Source organism: Aeromonas sp. 102P, from assembly GCF_051920345.1.
GTDB classification, from domain to species: Bacteria; Pseudomonadota; Gammaproteobacteria; order Enterobacterales; family Aeromonadaceae; genus Aeromonas; species Aeromonas veronii.
In genome coordinates this window covers 2,446,442-2,465,012 of the sequence record NZ_JBQBCZ010000001.1, presented here as the reverse complement: position 1 = coordinate 2,465,012, position 18,571 = coordinate 2,446,442, and the positions used below count along the sequence as shown (strand labels likewise).

At 61.8% G+C, this 18,571-nt stretch carries 12 protein-coding genes; 11 read left to right on the top strand and 1 reads right to left on the bottom strand.

Annotation, left to right across the window (positions count from 1 at the left end):
• Window positions 1-28 precede the first annotated feature (28 nt).
• The 11 genes from nuoG (at window position 29) to ACTG1K_RS11640 (ending at window position 14,468) form a co-directional block, all read left to right on the top strand.
• Window positions 29-2,767 (top strand): NADH-quinone oxidoreductase subunit NuoG, encoded by a 2,739-nt coding sequence (gene nuoG / locus ACTG1K_RS11690; RefSeq protein WP_440005428.1) that lies wholly within the window; start codon window positions 29-31, stop codon window positions 2,765-2,767.
• On the top strand, window positions 2,764-3,732 hold the full coding sequence (gene nuoH, locus ACTG1K_RS11685) for an NADH-quinone oxidoreductase subunit NuoH (RefSeq protein WP_338711457.1): 969 nt from the start codon (window positions 2,764-2,766) through the stop codon (window positions 3,730-3,732). The genes nuoG and nuoH overlap by 4 nt, the downstream gene beginning before the upstream one ends.
• Before the next feature lie 10 nt (window positions 3,733-3,742).
• Entirely contained in the window at window positions 3,743-4,285 is a 543-nt protein-coding gene (nuoI, locus tag ACTG1K_RS11680) for an NADH-quinone oxidoreductase subunit NuoI (RefSeq protein WP_167572562.1), read from the top strand.
• Window positions 4,286-4,295: 10 nt separating this feature from the next.
• Entirely contained in the window at window positions 4,296-4,847 is a 552-nt protein-coding gene (gene nuoJ / locus ACTG1K_RS11675) for an NADH-quinone oxidoreductase subunit J (RefSeq protein ID WP_005337246.1), read from the top strand.
• The gene (gene nuoK, locus ACTG1K_RS11670; protein WP_005337247.1) at window positions 4,844-5,152 is read left to right on the top strand and encodes an NADH-quinone oxidoreductase subunit NuoK; all 309 of its coding nucleotides are present in this window, start codon (window positions 4,844-4,846) and stop codon (window positions 5,150-5,152) included. Before nuoJ ends, nuoK begins: the two co-directional genes overlap by 4 nt.
• Window positions 5,149-6,996, top strand: coding sequence for an NADH-quinone oxidoreductase subunit L (gene nuoL, locus ACTG1K_RS11665; RefSeq protein ID WP_440005426.1), 1,848 nt, complete (start codon window positions 5,149-5,151; stop codon window positions 6,994-6,996). The genes nuoK and nuoL overlap by 4 nt, the downstream gene beginning before the upstream one ends.
• Window positions 6,997-7,094: 98 nt before the next feature.
• Window positions 7,095-8,639: an NADH-quinone oxidoreductase subunit M gene (gene nuoM / locus ACTG1K_RS11660; protein ID WP_421278149.1), complete on the top strand. Its 1,545-nt coding sequence runs from the start codon at window positions 7,095-7,097 to the stop codon at window positions 8,637-8,639.
• On the top strand, window positions 8,636-10,099 hold the full coding sequence (gene nuoN, locus ACTG1K_RS11655) for an NADH-quinone oxidoreductase subunit NuoN (RefSeq protein ID WP_440005423.1): 1,464 nt from the start codon (window positions 8,636-8,638) through the stop codon (window positions 10,097-10,099). Before nuoM ends, nuoN begins: the two co-directional genes overlap by 4 nt.
• A 232-nt stretch (window positions 10,100-10,331) precedes the next feature.
• The gene (locus ACTG1K_RS11650) at window positions 10,332-11,468 is read left to right on the top strand and encodes an FIST signal transduction protein (protein WP_440005421.1); all 1,137 of its coding nucleotides are present in this window, start codon (window positions 10,332-10,334) and stop codon (window positions 11,466-11,468) included.
• The gene (locus tag ACTG1K_RS11645) at window positions 11,465-12,922 is read left to right on the top strand and encodes an HD-GYP domain-containing protein (RefSeq protein WP_167572558.1); all 1,458 of its coding nucleotides are present in this window, start codon (window positions 11,465-11,467) and stop codon (window positions 12,920-12,922) included. Before ACTG1K_RS11650 ends, ACTG1K_RS11645 begins: the two co-directional genes overlap by 4 nt.
• A gap of 1 nt (window position 12,923) precedes the next feature.
• Window positions 12,924-14,468, top strand: a complete 1,545-nt coding sequence (locus tag ACTG1K_RS11640) for an HD domain-containing phosphohydrolase (protein WP_440005419.1) — start codon at window positions 12,924-12,926, stop codon at window positions 14,466-14,468.
• 64 nt (window positions 14,469-14,532) lie between these two features.
• Here the strand turns inward: ACTG1K_RS11640 and purL are convergent, their stop codons facing one another.
• Window positions 14,533-18,456: a phosphoribosylformylglycinamidine synthase gene (gene purL / locus ACTG1K_RS11635; RefSeq protein WP_440005417.1), complete on the bottom strand. Its 3,924-nt coding sequence runs from the start codon at window positions 18,454-18,456 to the stop codon at window positions 14,533-14,535.
• Between the last annotated feature and the right edge of the window lie 115 nt (window positions 18,457-18,571).

The following is an 18,571-nucleotide window of genomic DNA, read 5'->3' as shown; positions in this document are numbered from 1 at the left end:
TTCACAAAACAGGTTTCAGGGAAGTTGTATGGCAACCATTTATGTAGACGGCAAAGAGTATGAGGTAGACGGGGCAGATAACCTGCTGCAAGCCTGTCTGTCGCTGGGTCTGGACGTCCCCTATTTCTGCTGGCACCCGGCGCTGGGTAGCGTGGGAGCCTGCCGCCAGTGTGCGGTGAAACAGTATCAGAATGCCGATGACAAGCGCGGCCGGCTGGTCATGTCCTGCATGACCCCGGCCACCGATGGCAGCTACATCGCCATCGAGGATGAAGAGGCTAAAGAATTTCGCAAGAGCGTGGTGGAGTGGCTGATGACCAACCACCCCCACGACTGCCCGGTGTGTGAAGAGGGCGGCGCCTGCCACCTGCAGGACATGACGGTGATGACAGGCCACAACAGCCGTCGCTACCGTTTCACCAAACGCACCCACCAGAATCAGGAGCTGGGCCCCTTCATCGGTCACGAGATGAACCGCTGCATCGCCTGCTACCGCTGCGTCCGTTACTACAAGGATTATGCCGGTGGCGAGGATCTCGGGGTCTACGGTGCCCACGACAACGTCTATTTCGGGCGGGTCGAGGATGGCACCCTGGAGAGTGAATTTTCCGGCAACCTGGTGGAGGTCTGCCCCACCGGTGTCTTCACCGACAAGACCCACTCCGAACGTTACAACCGAAAGTGGGACATGCAATTTGCCCCCAGCATCTGCCAGCAATGCTCCGTGGGCTGCAACATCAGTCCGGGCGAGCGTTATGGCGAGCTGCGCCGCATCGAAAACCGCTTCCACGGCAGCGTCAACCACTACTTCCTCTGTGACCGTGGCCGCTTTGGCTATGGCTACGTCAATCTGGCCGACCGCCCGCGCCAACCGCTGCTCAAAGATGGCAACGACCAGCTGACCATCACGGTCGATGGCGCCCTCAACCGAGCCGCCGATGCCCTGCGCACGGCCCGCGGCCTCATCGGCATCGGCTCGCCCCGCGCCTCGCTGGAGAGCAACTTTGCCCTGCGCGAGCTGGTGGGTGAAGCCAACTTCTACGCAGGCGTCGAGCAGGCCGAGTGGGCCTGTCAGCTGAAGATGCTACAGATCCTGCAACAGGGCGGCGTGCCGACTCCGAGCCTGCGGGACATGGAAGAGGCCGACGCCATTCTGGTGCTCGGCGAAGATGTCACCATGAGCGCCGCCCGTATCGCGCTGGCGCTGCGTCAGTCGGTCAAGGGCAAGGCTCGCGAGCTGGCCCGCAAGATGAAGGTCGATCTGTGGCAAGTCGCCGCCGTTCAGACCCTGGGTCAGAACGAGCGCTACCCGCTGCTCATCACCAGTCTCGACACCACCCGTCTGGACGATGTAGCGGCCGACAAGCTGCACGCCCCCTATGCCGATCAGGCGCGCATTGGCTTTGCCATCGCCAACCTGCTCGACCCGAGTGCACCGGCCGTGGCCGACCTCTGCCCCGAACAGCAGGCACAAGCGGCTCGCTGGGCCGAGCTGCTCGGCAACGCCAGGAAGCCGCTCATCATTGCAGGCTCCACTGCCCGCGATGTGGCGCTGCTTGAGGCGGCAAGCAACATTGCCCGCGCCCTGAAAGGCCGAGGACTGGAAGCCAGCATCGCGCTGGTTGGCCAGGAGGCCAACTCGCTGGGTCTGGCCATGCAGGGCGCTCAAACCTTGTCAGACAAGTCGCTCGAAGCCGCCCTTGCGCGTATCGAGTCAGAAGAGGGGTTGGCGCTGGTCACCCTGGAGAACGATCTCTACCGCCGCGCGCCGCGCAACCGGGTGGATGCTGCGCTGGCACGGCTGCAATACCTGCTGGTCATCGACCATCAGGCGACCCCGACCGCCAACAAGGCTGATCTGATCCTGCCGGCCGCCAGCTTTGCCGAAGCCGATGGCACCCTGGTGAACATGGAAGGTCGCGCCCAGCGCTTCTTCCAGGTCTATGCCCCAGCCTTCTACAACGCCGATATTCAGGTGCGTGAAGGGTGGCGCTGGCTGGCGGCGCTGCAAGGGGCGATCGAACGCAAGCCGCTGCGCTGGCAGAACTTCGACCAGGTCAACCATGACTGCGCCACCAGCAATCCGCTGCTGGCCACCATGCTGGAAGCTGCCCCCAACGCAGGCTTGCGGATCCGCGGCATGCGTCTGGCTCGTGAACCGCACCGCTACAGTGGCCGCACCTCCATGCTGGCCAACCAGAATGTCAGCGAGCCACGGGTGGCTCAGGATCCGGACTCCCCCTTCAACTTCTCCATGGAAGGGTATGCCGGAGCCCGTCAGCCGCTGCCGCAAGTACCGTTCGCCTGGGCACCGGGCTGGAACTCTCCTTCCGCCTGGAACAAGTTCCAGGATGAAGTGGGTGGCAAACTGCGCGCCGGTGATCCGGGTCGCCGTCTGCTGGAAGCAAGCGAAGATACCCTTGGCTGGTTTACTACCATCCCCTCCCCCTTCAAGGCAGAGGATGCGCTGCAAGTGGTCAACTATGTCCAGTTGTTTGGTGGCGAGGAGCTCTCCGCCCGCAGCCCGGTCATCCAGACCCGGATGAACGAGCCCGAGCTGGTGCTGAATCCGGCCGATGCGCAGCGTCTGGCCCTGCATGCAGGCAATCAAGTTTCCTTCTCCTGGGGTGGCAGCCACTGGCAACTGCGTCTGCGTCTGAGCGAGCAGCTGGCGGCCGGTCTGGTGGGTCTGCCCCTTGGCGTCAACGGCCTGCCAACTGCGCTGCAGCAGGCATATATCAATAACCTGCAGGAGGTCATCGCATGAGCGACTCGCTGATCGATCTGTTGCTGGAGGTCGGCAAGGCACTGCTCGTGCTGGTGGGGATCGTGGGGGCTGGCGCCTTCATGAGCTTCATCGAGCGTCGCCTGCTGGCCCTGTGGCAGGATCGCTATGGCCCCAACCGGGTGGGGCCGTTTGGTCTGCTCCAGCTGGCCGCCGACATGATCAAGATGTTCTTCAAGGAGGACTGGATCCCGCCGTTCGCTGATCGGCGGATCTTTATCCTGGCCCCCATCATCGCCTTCACCGCCTTTATTCTGGCGTTTGCGGTGGTGCCCATCACCCCCACCTGGGGCGTGGCGGATCTCAATGTGGGGCTGCTCTACATCCTGGCCATCGCAGGGCTGGCTGTCTATGCGGTGCTGTTCGCCGGCTGGTCGAGCAACAACAAATACTCATTGCTCGGCAGCTTGCGCGCCTCGGCCCAGACTCTCTCCTACGAGGTGTTTCTCGGGCTATCCCTGATGGGGATTGTGATCCAGACCGGCAGTTTCAACCTGCGGGATATCGTCGAGGCACAGGCAGACTTGTGGAACGTGGTGCCCCAGATCCTGGGCTTTGTCACCTTCCTGTTTGCCGGTGTCGCCGTCACCCACCGTCACCCGTTCGATCAGCCAGAAGCCGAGCAGGAGCTCGCCGATGGCTATCACATCGAGTATGCGGGGATGAAGTGGGGTCTCTTCTTCGTGGGCGAATATATCGGCATCGTGCTGATCTCCTCGCTCATCGTGACCCTCTTCTTCGGTGGCTGGCACGGCCCCTGGCTGCCCCCCTTCATCTGGTTTGCCCTGAAGACCGCCTGTTTCATGGTGTTCTTCATCCTGCTGCGGGCCTCCCTGCCTCGCCCGCGCTTTGACCAGGTGATGTCGTTTGGCTGGAAAGTCTGCTTGCCGCTGACCCTGATCAATATGCTGGTCACCGCGGCAGTTGTACTGATAAGTACGCAGTGAGGCACTCAATATGAAAATTTTTAGCATTATTCAGGGTGTCGGCACCCAGTTACGCAGTCTGGCCATGGTCTTCTCCCATGCCTGGCGGCCCCGTGAAACCCTCAACTATCCGGAGCAGGCAGTCTATGCGGCCCCCCGCTACCGCGGTCGCATCGTGCTGACCCGCGACCCCGACGGGGACGAGCGCTGCGTGGCCTGCAACCTCTGCGCAGTTGCCTGCCCGGTCGGCTGCATCTCGCTGCAAAAATCCGAGCGGGAAGATGGTCGCTGGTATCCGGAGTTCTTTCGCATCAACTTCTCTCGCTGCATCTTCTGCGGCCTGTGTGAAGAGGCTTGCCCCACCACCGCCATCCAGCTGACACCGGATTTCGAGATGGGTGAGTATCGCCGCCAGGATCTGGTGTACGAGAAGGAAGATCTGCTGATCAGCGGGCCCGGCAAATACCCGGACTACAACTTCTACCGCATGAGCGGGATGGCCATCGACGGCAAGCCGAAAGGGGATGCCGAAAACGAAGCCAAGCCCATCGATGTCAAGAGCCTGCTGCCCTGAGGAGTCAATCATGGAACTGGCATTTTATGCCTCGGCCCTGGTGGCCATTTACAGCACGCTGCGGGTGATCAGCACCAGCAATCCCATGCATGCGCTGCTCAATCTCATCATCTCCCTCATCGCCGTGGCCATGATCTTCTTCTGCCTGGGTGCCGCCTTTGCGGGCGCCCTGCAGGTGATCGTCTACGCTGGCGCCATCATGGTGCTGTTCGTGTTCGTGGTGATGATGCTGAACCTGGGGAGTGCCCAGGCGCAGGAGAAAAAGTGGCTCACCCCCATGACCTGGGGGGGCCCTGCCCTGCTCTCGCTGATCCTGCTGGGCTTTCTGGCCCACGGCATTCTCGGAGTGACCGGGGGCCTGATCGGGGTGACCGAAGTGACCGCCAAGCAGGTAGGTGTCGAACTCTTTGGCCCCTATGTGCTGGCGGTGGAGCTCGCCTCCATCCTGCTGCTGGCGGGTCTGGTAACCGCCTATCACCTGGGTCGGGAAGAGAAGAGCGGTGAAGTGCTCTCCGTCCCGCGCTCTGCTTCCCGCTCTGCACAAGAAGGAGGTCAGCAATGAATGGAATCCCTATGGAGCACGGCCTCCTGCTGGCCGCGGTGCTCTTCTGCATCGGCTTGTGCGGTCTGCTGATCCGCCGCAACCTGCTCTACATCCTGATGAGTATCGAGATCATGATGAATGCCTCGGCACTGGCGTTTGTGGTGGCGGGTAGCCGCTGGGCCCAAGCCGATGGCCAGATCATGTATATCCTGGTGATTTCTCTGGCGGCAGCGGAGGCCAGTATCGGCCTTGCCCTGTTACTGCTGCTCTATCGTCGTTACCACACTCTAAACGTGGACACTGTGAGCGAGATGCGCGGATGAGCCTCTTATATCTGACTTTTCTATTTCCGCTGCTGGGATGGCTGGTGCTGGCCTTCTCCCTCGGCCGGTTTGGTGAGCGTACCTCTGCAATGATCGGGGTGGGCTCCATTGGCCTGTCGGCCCTCACTACCCTGTGGGTGGGCATCGACTTTCTGGGCAACCCGCCCGAGGGGGGCGTCTATGTCCAGCGCCTGTGGCAATGGATGGCGGTGGGCAACTTTACCCCGAGCTTCTCGCTGGCACTGGATGGCCTGTCGCTGACCATGCTGGGGGTGGTGACTGGGGTCGGTTTCTTTATCCACCTGTTCGCCTCCTGGTATATGCGCGGGGAAGAGGGTTACTCCCGCTTCTTCACCTACACCAACCTCTTTATCGCCAGCATGCTGTTTCTGGTGCTGGCCGATGACCTGCTGTTTGTCTACCTCGGCTGGGAAGGGGTGGGGCTGTGCAGCTATCTGCTGATCGGCTTCTACTACAAGGATCGCAAGAACGGAGCGGCCGCCCTCAAGGCATTTGTCGTGACCCGGGTGGGTGATGTCTTCCTCGCCATCGGCCTGTTTATCCTCTATCGGGAACTGGGCACCCTCAATATCCACGAGCTGCTGGTTCGTGCCCCGACCCTGTTTGCCGAGGGCTCCCCTGCCCTGTCGCTGGCCTGCCTGATGCTCTTGGGCGGCGCGGTCGGCAAATCGGCACAACTGCCGCTGCAAACCTGGCTGGCGGATGCGATGGCAGGCCCGACCCCGGTCTCTGCGCTGATCCACGCCGCCACCATGGTGACCGCCGGTGTCTACCTGATTGCCCGTACCCACGGCCTGTTCCTGCTGGCGCCAGAGATCCTCCATCTGGTCGGGCTGGTTGGCGCCATCACCCTAGTGCTGGCAGGCTTTGCCGCGCTGGTTCAGACCGATATCAAGCGGATCCTTGCCTACTCCACCATGAGCCAGATTGGCTACATGTTTCTGGCACTGGGTGTCGGCGCTTGGGAAGGGGCCATCTTCCACCTGATGACCCACGCCTTCTTCAAGGCGCTGCTGTTCCTCTCCGCCGGTGCCGTTATCGTTGCCTGCCACCATGAGCAGAACATCTTCAAGATGGGTGGCCTGCGCAAGAGTTTGCCGCTGGTCTATGCCTGCTTCCTGGTGGGGGGCTCGGCGCTGGCGGCGTTGCCGCTGGTCACTTCCGGTTTCTACAGTAAGGACGCCATCCTGTGGCAAGTAGAGGCCTCTGGCCAAAGCGCGCTGCTGTGGGCAGGTCTGGTAGGGGCATTCCTCACCTCGCTCTATACCTTCCGGCTGATCTTTATCGCCTTCCATGGCAAAGAGCAGACCAAAGCCCACGCCGGCCACGGTCTGGCTCACCACCTGCCGCTGCTGGTGCTGCTGGTGCTTTCTACCGGCATCGGCGCGCTGATCACCCCGCCACTGGCAGGTGTACTACCCGCAGGCCCGGGGGACCATATCGAAGAGGGTCGCCATGCACTGGAGGTAGCCTCTGGCATCATCGCCATCGCAGGCATTGCGCTGGCCGCGTTTCTGTTCCTTGGTGAGCGCCGTCTGGCCACCTCCATTGCCAACAGCGCGCCGGGCCGCCTGCTCAGCACCCTCTGGTTCAACGCCTGGGGCTTTGACTGGCTCTACGACCAGCTGTGGGTCAAACCCTATCTGCTGGCGACCCGTCTGGTCGGGCAGGATCCGCTGGACTGGATGATGGGCCTGCCCGCCTGGCTTGCCCTGCGTGGCAACCAGCTGCTGGCCTGGACCGTGACCGGCAAGTTGCGCTGGTATGCCGCCTCCATGGGGATCGGTGCCGTGCTGGTGCTGGCGCTGTTGCTGCTGGGATAACGCGATGAACAACCGGACAATCATACAGCCAGGCTGTTTGCTCTCCCTGATGGAACAGGGAGCGCAATCTCATATGAACTTGAACGAGAGCTGATACCGTGACCTTACTCTGGATCTTGCTAATTCCTTTTATCGGCGGCTTGCTCTGCTGGCAGATGGAGCGTCTCGGCGGGCAGTTTGTCCGCTGGGTAGCCCTGCTCTCCATGAGCGCCAGCCTGCTGCTCTCCTGTGCCATCTGGCTAAGTGGAGACTTCTCCCTTGCCACCACGGGTCTCGACAGCGCGGGCGTCTCTGGTGCTGCCTCCGCCTGGGCCGCCGAGTGGCGCCTGCAGTGGATCCCCCGCTTCGGCATCTCTTTGCATCTGGCGGTGGATGGCCTGTCGCTCTTGATGGTGATCCTCACCTGCTTTATCGGGGTACTGGCCATTCTCTGTTCGTGGAAAGAGATCGTGCAGCGCATCGGCTTCTTCCACCTCAACCTGCTCTGGATCCTGGGCGGCGTGCTCGGGGTCTTTATGGCGCTGGACCTGTTCCTCTTCTTCTTCTTCTGGGAGATGATGCTGGTCCCCATGTACTTCCTGATTGCGCTCTGGGGCCATTCGGTCACTGACGGCAAATCACGGATCAACGCAGCAACCAAGTTCTTTATCTACACCCAGGTTTCGGGCCTTATCATGCTGGTGGCCATCATCGGGCTGGTGCTGACCCACCAGCATGCCACCGGAGTCTTCACCTTCAACTATCTGGAGCTGCTCAATACCCCGATGAGCAAGGGCGTTCAGTGGCTGCTGATGCTGGGCTTCTTTATCGCCTTCGCGGTCAAGATGCCGCTGGTACCGCTGCACGGCTGGCTGCCGGATGCCCACAGTCAGGCGCCGACCGCAGGCTCGGTGGATTTGGCCGGTATTTTGCTCAAAACCGCCGCCTATGGTCTGCTGCGCTTTGCCTTGCCGCTCTTCCCCGAGGCGTCCGCCGAATTTGCTCCCTACGCCATGGTGCTGGGTCTTGTCGGCATCGTGTATGGCGCCATCGTGGCCTTTGCCCAGACCGACATCAAACGGCTGGTAGCCTACACCAGCATCTCCCACATGGGCTTTGTGATGATCGCTATCTACTCGGGGAGCGAGCTGGCCCTGCAGGGCGCCGTGGTGCAGATGATCGCCCACGGTCTCTCCGCAGCCGGCCTCTTTATCCTCTGCGGTCAGCTCTACGAGCGGTTACACACCCGGGATTTGCGCCAGATGGGCGGCCTGTGGGGACGCCTGCGCTATCTGCCCGGCGTGATGCTCTTCTTCTCGGTGGCGTCGCTTGGCATGCCGGGCACCGGCAACTTTGTCGGCGAGTTCCTGATCCTGGTCGGCAGCTTCCAGGTTGCCCCTGTCATCACTGCAGTCGCCACCTTCGGTCTGGTACTGGCCTCTGTCTACTCCCTCATCATGTTGCAGCGCGCCTGCTTTGGCCCCGCCAAGGATGAGAGCATGCTCAAGGGACTGGATCGCCGCGAGCTGACCATGATGATGGTGATCGCGGGCCTGCTGGTTCTGCTTGGCCTCTATCCCCAACCCGTGATTGACACCGCCAGCAGCAGCCTTATCAACGTGCTGCACTGGTATCTGCTGCCGACTGCTGGAGCCCTGCAATGACTTTCTCCGCTTCCCAACTGCTGGCACTGCTTCCCCTGCTGTTGACCACCGGGGCCATGGCGGCCCTGATGCTGGCCATCGCGTGGCGCCGCTGTGTCACTACCGCCTTTACCGTGACCATTGTTGGCCTCAACCTTGCTCTGTTCTCGCTGCCCATCGTGATGGCGCAAGGGGATCAGGGGGTCACCCCGCTGCTGCAAGTGGACAGTTACGCCGTCTTCTACATGGGGCTGGTACTGATCGGCGCCCTGGCCACCTGTACCTTCGGCCAGTCGTGGCTGAAAGCCTATCCGGACAACCGGGAGGAGTTCTTCCTGCTGCTGCTGATCGCCACCGCCGGTGGTCTGGTGCTGGCCTGCTCCCGTCACCTCGCCTCTCTCTTTATCGGGATCGAGATGTTGACCCTGCCGATGTTCGGTCTGGTGGGTTACGCCTACCGCGAGCGCCACTCTCTGGAAGCCGCGGTGAAATACATGGTGCTCTCTGCCGCCGCTACCGCCTTCCTGCTGTTTGGCATGGCGCTGCTCTATGCACAGGCAGGCAGCTTGAGCTTTGCAGCCCTGGGGCAGTCCCTGGCCGAGAGCCCGGCTCACCATCCGCTGCTGATGGGCGGTTTGGGGTTAATGCTGGTCGGCTTTGCCTTTAAACTCTCCTTGGCCCCCTTCCACCTCTGGACCCCGGATGTCTACGAAGGTGCCCCGGCACCGGTCGCCACCTTCCTCGCCACCGTCAGTAAGGTGGCGGTCTTTGCCGTGCTGCTGCGTTTCTATCTGGCGGTACCGGCGGCGAGCGATCCCATGATCCACCGGCTGCTGGCAGCCATGGCGATCATCTCCATCCTGGTCGGCAACCTGCTGGCCCTGGTGCAGACCAACGTCAAACGGATGCTGGGTTACTCTTCCATCTCCCACTTCGGTTACCTGCTGGCGGTGATCGTGGCGAGCCGATTCGGCCAGATGCCGGTGGAAGCAGCCGGGGTCTACCTGCTGATGTATCTGTTCACCAGCCTGGGTGCCTTTGGGGTGGTGAGCATGATGTCGAGCCCCTATCGCGGCAAGGATGCCGACTCCCTGCACAGCTATCGCGGTCTGTTCTGGAAGCGCCCCTATCTGACTGCCGTACTGACGGTGATGATGTTGTCACTCGCGGGCATCCCGATGACCCTCGGCTTTATCGGCAAGTTCTACCTCATCGGCGTCACCGTCGAGGCGCAGCTCTGGTGGCTCTCCGGTGCCATCGTGCTAGGCAGCGCACTGGGTCTCTACTACTACCTCAAGGTGATGGTGACCCTCTATCTGCGCGAACCGGGTATGCAGCAGCGCGATGCCAGCGCCGACTGGGCACTCTCCTCCGGTGGTGTGGTAGTGCTGCTCTCTGCAGCGCTGGTGGTGTTGCTGGGGCTCTATCCCCAGCCGGTCATCAGCCTGGTACAAGGGTTCCAGCACGTGGTATTGCAGTAACCTTTACCGTCACTACCCCTCATTACCCGCAAAACCGGCAGCCTTGGCTGCCGGTTTTCTATTTCCGGTCCGACAGCATCGCGCACTCCGCGAGCAAGCAAATGACAGATCAGTCAGCGAGGGTGATACCCATCATGGTTTTTGCCATACAACCAGAACCGGGCGAGATCCTCATACCCTCTTGAATTCCTTATTGATATATTGGTTATATTCTGGAATGGAGTTCAGATTGATGAAGCAACACTACGTTTGCCAATTTAACCCGACAGAACTGGCTGCCACGCTGGCACCCTTGCAAGGAGGCAAGCTGACCATACTGCTGGCCGAACAGGATTGCGCGCAGGTTCCCCTGTTGCAGCAGTTGTGTCGCGACTTCAACATCGCCCTGGATGGCGCCATTTTCCCCCAGCTGATCGGTGCGCAAGGATTGTTGCCGCAAGGGGCCTGGCTACTGCCCAGAGCCAACCCCTATCACGCCACACTGCTGCCCCTGACACCGCAGGCCAGCGCAGTATCCCTTGCCAACCGGATTGCGGAACAGGTGGAGAACATGCTGGCCACCTGGCCAACCCCTTCGCCGCCACCAACCCTGTTTCTGACCTTCGACAACCTCATTCCCAATATCGCCTCCATTCTGGATGCGCTTTATCTGCAACTGGCCAATCGCGTCAACTATGCCGGCGCCAACGCAGGCAGCGGCAGCTTCACCCCCCTTGCCTGCCTGTTCGACAATCAACGGCAACTTGCCTACGGGGTCACCTGCACGCTGCTGCCCAGCAACAGCTTTCCCTTTCTGGAACATGGTTACCAACTCTCGGCCCAACCGATGCTGGCCACCAGCAGTGAAGCGAACAAGATTGCCTACATCGACTGGCAACCGGCCTTTCAAAAATATCAGGGGCTGATCAGCCAGCAATTCCAGCACACTATGGTGCGCGAGGAGCTCTACCGTTTCGTGGTGCACATGCCACTGGGCCTGCTGCGGGCCAACGGGGATGTGATTGTCAGGATCCCCGTCGAGGCAAACGATGACGGCGCCCTGCTCTGCGCCGGCGAGGTCGCAGAGCACAGCATCCTCACCCTGCTGAAGGCGCCGGAGAGTGCCACCGAACATGCCTGCTCACTGGCCAGGCGCCTCAACCAGCAACAAACCCTCACCCGGGCACACTTGCTGGAGGTCTACTACTGCGCGGGACGCCAGCTGCACTTCGACCAGCAGACGGTGACCGAGCTGCACACCCTGCTGACCCACTCGGGGGCCGGCGATCTGGCAGGAGCCCTCTCCCTTGGCGAAATTGGCAGCGTGCGCCACGGGGATTACCCCCAATTTCATAACGGCGCCATTCTCTGTAACGGGGCATTGATATGAACAACGACCACGCCATGGCCATCGTCTGCGATCTGGCGCTCTGCATCGGGCGTGAAGTGACGCTGGATGCGCTGCTCACCAAGGTACTGCAACGTTTTATGCATCACTGCGCCACGCCGGTTGGCGCGGTATTGCAGCAGCAACAGGAGGGATACAAGCTGCTCAAGGTGATCGGCGACGAGCAGCTGCGCCAGCACACCGGCACCACCCTGCCACTGCCTGGGTGGGTCAGCGAGGAGGAGCACTGCCTGCTGCAACAGACGCTTCCCCTGCCGGGCAGCCGCCCCTACCACTTTGCCTATCGGCTCAAGGTTGAAGGGGGGTATCTCATCTTGCTGCTCGCCCCCCAGCCACATCAGCAGATCGTACCGGTCTGCCATCTGTTCAGCCCGGTGCTCGGCAACCTGGCCCGCGCCATTTCCCTCTGCAAGGACAGCGAGCTGCTCGCCCTGCGTCAGCAGGCCGAACTGAAGGATCTGAAACACTTCAACGAATCCCTGCTCAAGGCCATCCCGATCCCGGTGTTCTACAAAGATATCGAAGGGCGATTTCTGGGCTGCAACCAGGCCTTCAATCAGGTGATCGGCATCGGCAAGGAGGCGCTGCTGGGTCGACGGGTCGAGGAGCTGCTGCCAGTCGGGCTTGCCGAGGCCTACAGCATGCGGGAAGCCGAGTTGCTGCGAAGTCGCCAGCCCCAGTGCATCGAACAGCAGTTGCATGACCGCAATGGCATGCGCTATCAGGTCATCTGTTTCAAGGATCTCTTCTATGACCATCAGGGGATGGTTGCCGGCATCATCGGCACCCTGGTCGACATCACTCGCCTCAAGGAGAGCGAGCGCCACCAGCGTGACCTGCTGTTCCAGACCATCAGTGCCCTCGCCAGCGCCATCAGCCACAAGGATCGCAACAGTGCGGGCCATGAGCTGAGGGTGCGCGATTTGGCACTGGCCATCGGGCAGGCCATGCAACTGCGGCAAGAGCGGCTGGATGCGCTGGGACTAGCGGCCATGGTGCACAATATCGGCCTGCTGCAGATCCCCACCGAGATCATCACCCGCCCACGTGAATTGCGGCCGGTGGAGTTCGAACTGATCAAGCAGCACCCCCAGGCCGGCCACGATATTCTCAAACAGATCGACTTCCCCTGGCCCATCGCCACCATAGTGCTGCAGCACCACGAAAACCTCGATGGCAGCGGCTATCCGCAGGGGCTGGCGGGCAACGCCATTACCCTGGAGGCACGCATTATCCGGGTGGCCGACTCGCTGATCGCCATGACCTCCCATCGCCCGTTCCGCCGGGCCATGCCCCTGAGTGACGCCTTTGCCGAACTGACCCGCTATGCCGGGATCCATTACGATGAAAAAGTGGTCAACAGCTGTATCGTGCTCTGGCAGACCGGCTACCACTTCGGTCCTCCCATCAGTCAACTTGCAGACAAGGCGGGATAAGATGTCCGAACTCCTCACCTCCTGTGCACTCCCCCACCCACTGACCGATGCGCTCCCCTCCTCGGCGCTGTTGCTGACCCAAGTGATGGATCAGCTTCCCTATCGGGTGCTGCTCAAAGACACCCGCTTCAGCTACATCGCGGGCAACCGCCTGCTGGCGGCGGATCTCGCCCTCTCACCAGAGGCACTGGTGGGCAAGAATGACTGCGACTTCTTTCCCCCCGAACTGGTACAGCGCTATCGGGAGGATGACGCCCGAGTCATGCGCGAAGGGATACACCAGCACATCGAAGAGCCCTATCTGAAGGGGGGAGAAGCCCGCTGGCTCAGCACCACCAAGTTTCCCCTGCGTGATGAGGCGGGGGTCATCGTTGGGGTCGGCGTCTTCTTCGAAGACATTACCGAGCAGAAGTGGCAGCAGGAGAAACTGCAACAGTACACCTGGACCCAGCAAGCGATCAGCCGCGCCCACCACGCCCTGCTCAAACCGGGCGATGAGCCACAACTGCTGCAGGATATCTGCGATGCCATCGCCGTCGATGACCGTTTTCCGCTGGTGGCAGTGCTGCAAAGCCAGCCCGAACTCGCCCAACCGCCGAGGATCGTGGCGCAGGCAGGCAGTGCCGATGCCTCGGAACAAACGCTGTGGTTGAACGATGAGGCCCTCACCCAGGCCATCCTCCACCAGCGGCGCCTCAATCAGGTGATCTTCCACGAGCGGCCCCATACCGGCCGCCACCCGTTGCGATCCCGCCTGCTGATCCCCTTGCCACTGCAGGAGGATCTGGCCGGTGCGCTGATCATTCACAGCGACCAGCCACGGTTGTTCAGCCAGGAGGAGGAGCAGCTCTTCATCCAGCTGACCGACTACCTCACCTATGGCCTGCAGGCGCGCCATACCCAGCAGGCTTATCTGCGCTCGCAACAGGAGAAGATCTTCCATGCCCGCCAGCTGGAGCTGGCACTGGAAGATGCGCTGGGTGCCATCGCCGCCGTGCTGGAGCAGCGCGATCCCTATACCGCTGGCCATCAGAAACATGTGGCCAAGCTGGCCAAAGCCATCGGCCGAGAGCTCAGGCTGGAAGAGAAGCGGCTGCGGGGGATCTATCTGGGCGCCATGGTGCACGATATCGGCAAGATCCAGGTACCGGCCGAAATTCTCACCAAACCGGAGCGCCTCACGCCGCTGGAGTTCGAGCTGGTCAAGGAACACCCCGCCATCGGCTATCTGGTGCTCAAGGATATCGACTTCCCCTGGCCCATCGCCCGAATGATCCACCAGCACCACGAGTATCTCGATGGCTCCGGCTATCCGCTGGGACTCAAGGGGGATGAGATCCTGCTGGAGGCCCGCATCCTCACCGTCGCCGATATCGTCGAATCCATGTCCTCGGATCGCCCCTATCGCGCCGCCCTCGGCATTCCCCAGGCCAGGGAGCAAATCATCCAGATGCGCGGCCATCAGCTCGATGCGGATGTGGTGGATGCCTGTCTGCGGATCCTCGACCGGGGAGACTTTATCCCCCAACCGCTCGGCAAGCCGTAACGACACGGATAAAAAAACCGGCCAATTGGCCGGTTTCTGTTTTTATGCGCTGGCGCTGTCTCTATTAACCCAGACGAACCCGGGCGTTGCGGAACATCCGCATCCAGGCGCCGTCCTCGCCCCAGTTGTCGGGGTGCCAGGAGTTGGCCACGGTGCGGAACACCCGCTCCGGGTGCGGCATCATGATGGTGGCGCGCCCATCGGTGGTGGTCACGGCGGTGATACCGTTCGGTGAGCCATTCGGGTTGGCCGGGTACTGCTCGGTCACGCTGCCACGGTTGTCGACAAAACGCAGCCCTACCAGACCGCTCTGCTGCAGCGCGCTCAAGTGAGCGGCATCGCGCACCTCGACACGCCCTTCCCCGTGGGAGACGGCAATGGGCATCACGGAGCCGGCCATGCCAGCGAAGAAGGCCGACGGGGAGTCTTGCACCTCTACCAGACTGAAGCGGGCCTCGAAGCGCTCGGAGCGGTTGCGTACAAAGCGCGGCCAGAGATCGGCACCCGGGATGAGTTCTCGCAGGTTGGACATCATCTGGCAACCGTTGCAGACCCCCAGAGAGAGAGTATCGCCGCGCTCGAAGAAGCGCTGGAACTGCTCGCGGGCGTTGTCATTGAACAGGATGGACTTGGCCCAGCCTTCACCGGCCCCCAGCACGTCACCGTAGGAGAAACCGCCACAGGCCACCAGGGTCTGGAACTCTTCCAGCTTGATGCGACCGGAGAGAATGTCGCTCATATGGACATCGACCGCCGCGAAACCGGCACGATCGAACGCCGCCGCCATCTCCACATGGGAGTTGACCCCCTGCTCGCGCAGCACCGCCAGACGGGGGGAGACCCCGCGGGCAATGTAAGGGGCTGCCACATCCTCGGACGGGTTGTAAGTCAGCTTGGCATGCAGACCCGGATCTGTGGCGTCCTGACGGGCCGCGTGCTCACTGTCGGCACACTCGGGATTGTCGCGCAGGCGCTGCATCTGCCAACTGGTCTCGCCCCAGATGGTGCGAAGGGCTGTGCGGCTGGCACGATAGACCTCCTGACCGCCCCGTTGCAAGGTGATGAGATCCCCTTCGCGCACGGTACCGAGCACATGGGAGCAGGCCGCCAGACCGTGACCGGCCAGCAGGGTCATCACCGCCTCTTTGTCTTCACGACGCACCTGAATGACGGCGCCCAGCTCCTCGTTGAACAGCGCCGGCAGCAGCTCGCCGCCGATGCGATCGAGCTGGATGTCGAGGCCGCAGTGGCCGGCAAACGCCATCTCGGTCAGTGTGACGAACAGACCACCGTCGGAGCGGTCGTGGTAGGCGATCAGTTTGCGATCAGCCACCAGCGCCTGAATGGCGTTGAAGAAGCCCTTGAGCTGGACCGGATTGTCGAGATCCGGCGCCTTGTCACCCAGCTGGCGATAGACCTGCGCCAGCGCAGAGGCGCCGAGGCGCTGCTTGCCGTTGCCAAGGTCGATGAGGATAAGGTCGGTTTCACCGAGATCGGTACGCAGTTGTGGCGTGACTGTGTTGCGCACATCCTCGACCCGGGCAAAGGCGGAGATGAGCAGGGAGAGCGGCGAGGTGACGCTGTGCTCCTTGCCATCCTGCTGCCAGCGGGTCTTCATGGACATGGAGTCCTTGCCCACCGGAATGGTGATGCCCAAGGCCGGGCAGAGCTCCTCACCTACCGCTTTGACCGCCTCATAGAGACCGGCATCTTCCCCCGGGTGACCGGCAGCGGCCATCCAGTTGGCGGAGAGCTTGACCCGCTTGAGGGAACCGATGTGGGCCGGTGCCAGGTTGGTGAGCGCTTCCGCTACCGCCATGCGAGCGGAGGCAGCGTGGGAGAGCAGCGCCACCGGGGTACGCTCGCCCATGGACATGGCTTCGCCGTGATAGCTGTCGTAGGTGGCAGCAGTGACGGCGCAATCGGCCACCGGGATCTGCCAGGGGCCAACCATCTGGTCGCGATTGACCAAGCCAGTCACGCTGCGATCGCCGATGGTGATCAGGAAGGACTTCTCCGCCACGGTCGGCAGGCGCAGTACCCGCTCGGCCGCGTCACTCAAAGTGATGCCATCGAGCTGGAGCGCTTTGCCTTGTGCAGGCAGGGTCACCACGTCGCGGTGCATCTTGGGCGCCTTGCCGAGCAGCACGTCCAGCGGCAGATCGATGGGCTGGTTGTCAAAGTGGCTGTCAGAGAGGGTCAGATGCTTCTCTTCGGTCGCGGTACCGATCACGGCATAGGGTGCGCGCTCACGCTCGCACAGCGCCTTGAACAACGGCAGCTTGTCCTGCGCTACCGCCAGCACGTAACGCTCCTGGGATTCGTTGCACCAGATCTCCAGCGGGCTCATGCCCGGCTCGTCGCTCTGGATGGCGCGAAGATCGAAACGACCGCCACGCTCACCGTCGTTGACCAGCTCCGGCATGGCGTTGGAGAGACCACCCGCCCCCACATCGTGGATAAAGACGATAGGGTTGTCGTCACCCAGCTGCCAGCAGCGATCGATCACCTCCTGGCAACGGCGCTCCATCTCGGGGTTGTCACGCTGCACCGAGGCAAAGTCGAGATCTTCGGCCGACTGGCCGGAGGCCATGGAGGATGCGGCACCGCCGCCCAGACCGATGTTCATCGCCGGGCCGCCCAGCACGATGAGCGCCGCACCGACCGGGATATCCCCTTTCTGGACATGTTCGGTGCGAATGTTGCCGATGCCGCCTGCCAGCATGATGGGTTTGTGGTAGCCACGCACCTCGACGCCGTTGTGGCTCGGCACCTCCTCTTCGAAGGTACGGAAGTAGCCGAGAATGGCCGGACGGCCGAACTCGTTGTTAAACGCGGCGCCGCCGAGCGGCCCCTCTTGCATGATGTCAAAGGCGCTGACAATGCGGCTCGGCTTGCCGAAATCCTGCTCCCAGGGCTGCTCGAAGCCGGGAATGCGCAGGTTGGAAACGGAGAAACCGACCAGACCCGCCTTGGGCTTGGCACCGCGACCGGTTGCTCCCTCGTCGCGAATTTCGCCGCCGGAGCCGGTGGCTGCGCCCGGGAACGGGGAGATGGCGGTCGGGTGGTTGTGGGTCTCCACCTTCATCAGGATGTCGACCTGTTCCTGGTGATACTGGTATTCGCCGTTGGCCGGGCTCGGGAAGAAGCGGCCACCCTGGCTCCCTTCCATCACGGCGGCGTTGTCTTTATAGGCAGAGAGGACATGATCCGGCGTCTGCTCGAAGGTGTTCTTGATCATCTTGAACAGCGACTTGGGCTGCTGTTCGCCATCGATGGTCCAGTCGGCATTGAAGATCTTGTGACGGCAGTGCTCGGAGTTCGCCTGGGCGAACATATAGAGCTCGATGTCGTTGGGGTTGCGACCCAACTTGGTGAAGTTCTCCACCAGATAGTCGATTTCGTCGTCGGCCAGCGCCAGACCCAGCGCCACGTTGGCTTCGGCCAGGGCTGCGCGACCACCGCCCAGCACATCCACCTGGGTGAAGGGGCGCGGCTCGTGGTGAGCAAACAGGGCGGCAGCTTCGCTCATCTCGGCAAACACCACTTCCATCATCCGATCATGGAGCACGGCGGCAATGGCGCTGCGCTGGGCGGCACTCAGCTCACCCTGCCCCTTGATGGTCAGGTAATAGGCAATACCACGCTCCAGCCGCTTGACCTGTTTCAGGCCGCAGTTGTGGGCGATGTCGGTTGCTTTGGAAGACCAGGGGGAGATAGTGCCGGGGCGGGGGGTAACAAGAAACAGCTGACCGCTGGGGGTGTGTTCGGGGATGGTCGGGCCGTAGCGCAAGAGCTGGCCCAAGGTCGCTCGCTCGGGGGGAGAGAGGGGGCTTGTCAGCTCGGCAAAGTGCACATACTCGGCATAGACATCCTCTATCTCTACTCCGCTCTCTACTCCACTCTCGTTTCTCATCTGTGCGAAGCGTTGCAGCAGTTTTTGGACACGAAAATCAGACAGTGCTGGGGCACCACGCAAGATATCCATATGACCTTTCTCACCAAGTTTTAAAGTGGGGGGGAATTGAGACGCGCGTATTATAGGGATCTGGCTCACAGCGGACAAACGTTTTTCTCACTTCGTGCAGTGTGACTCTGCGCAC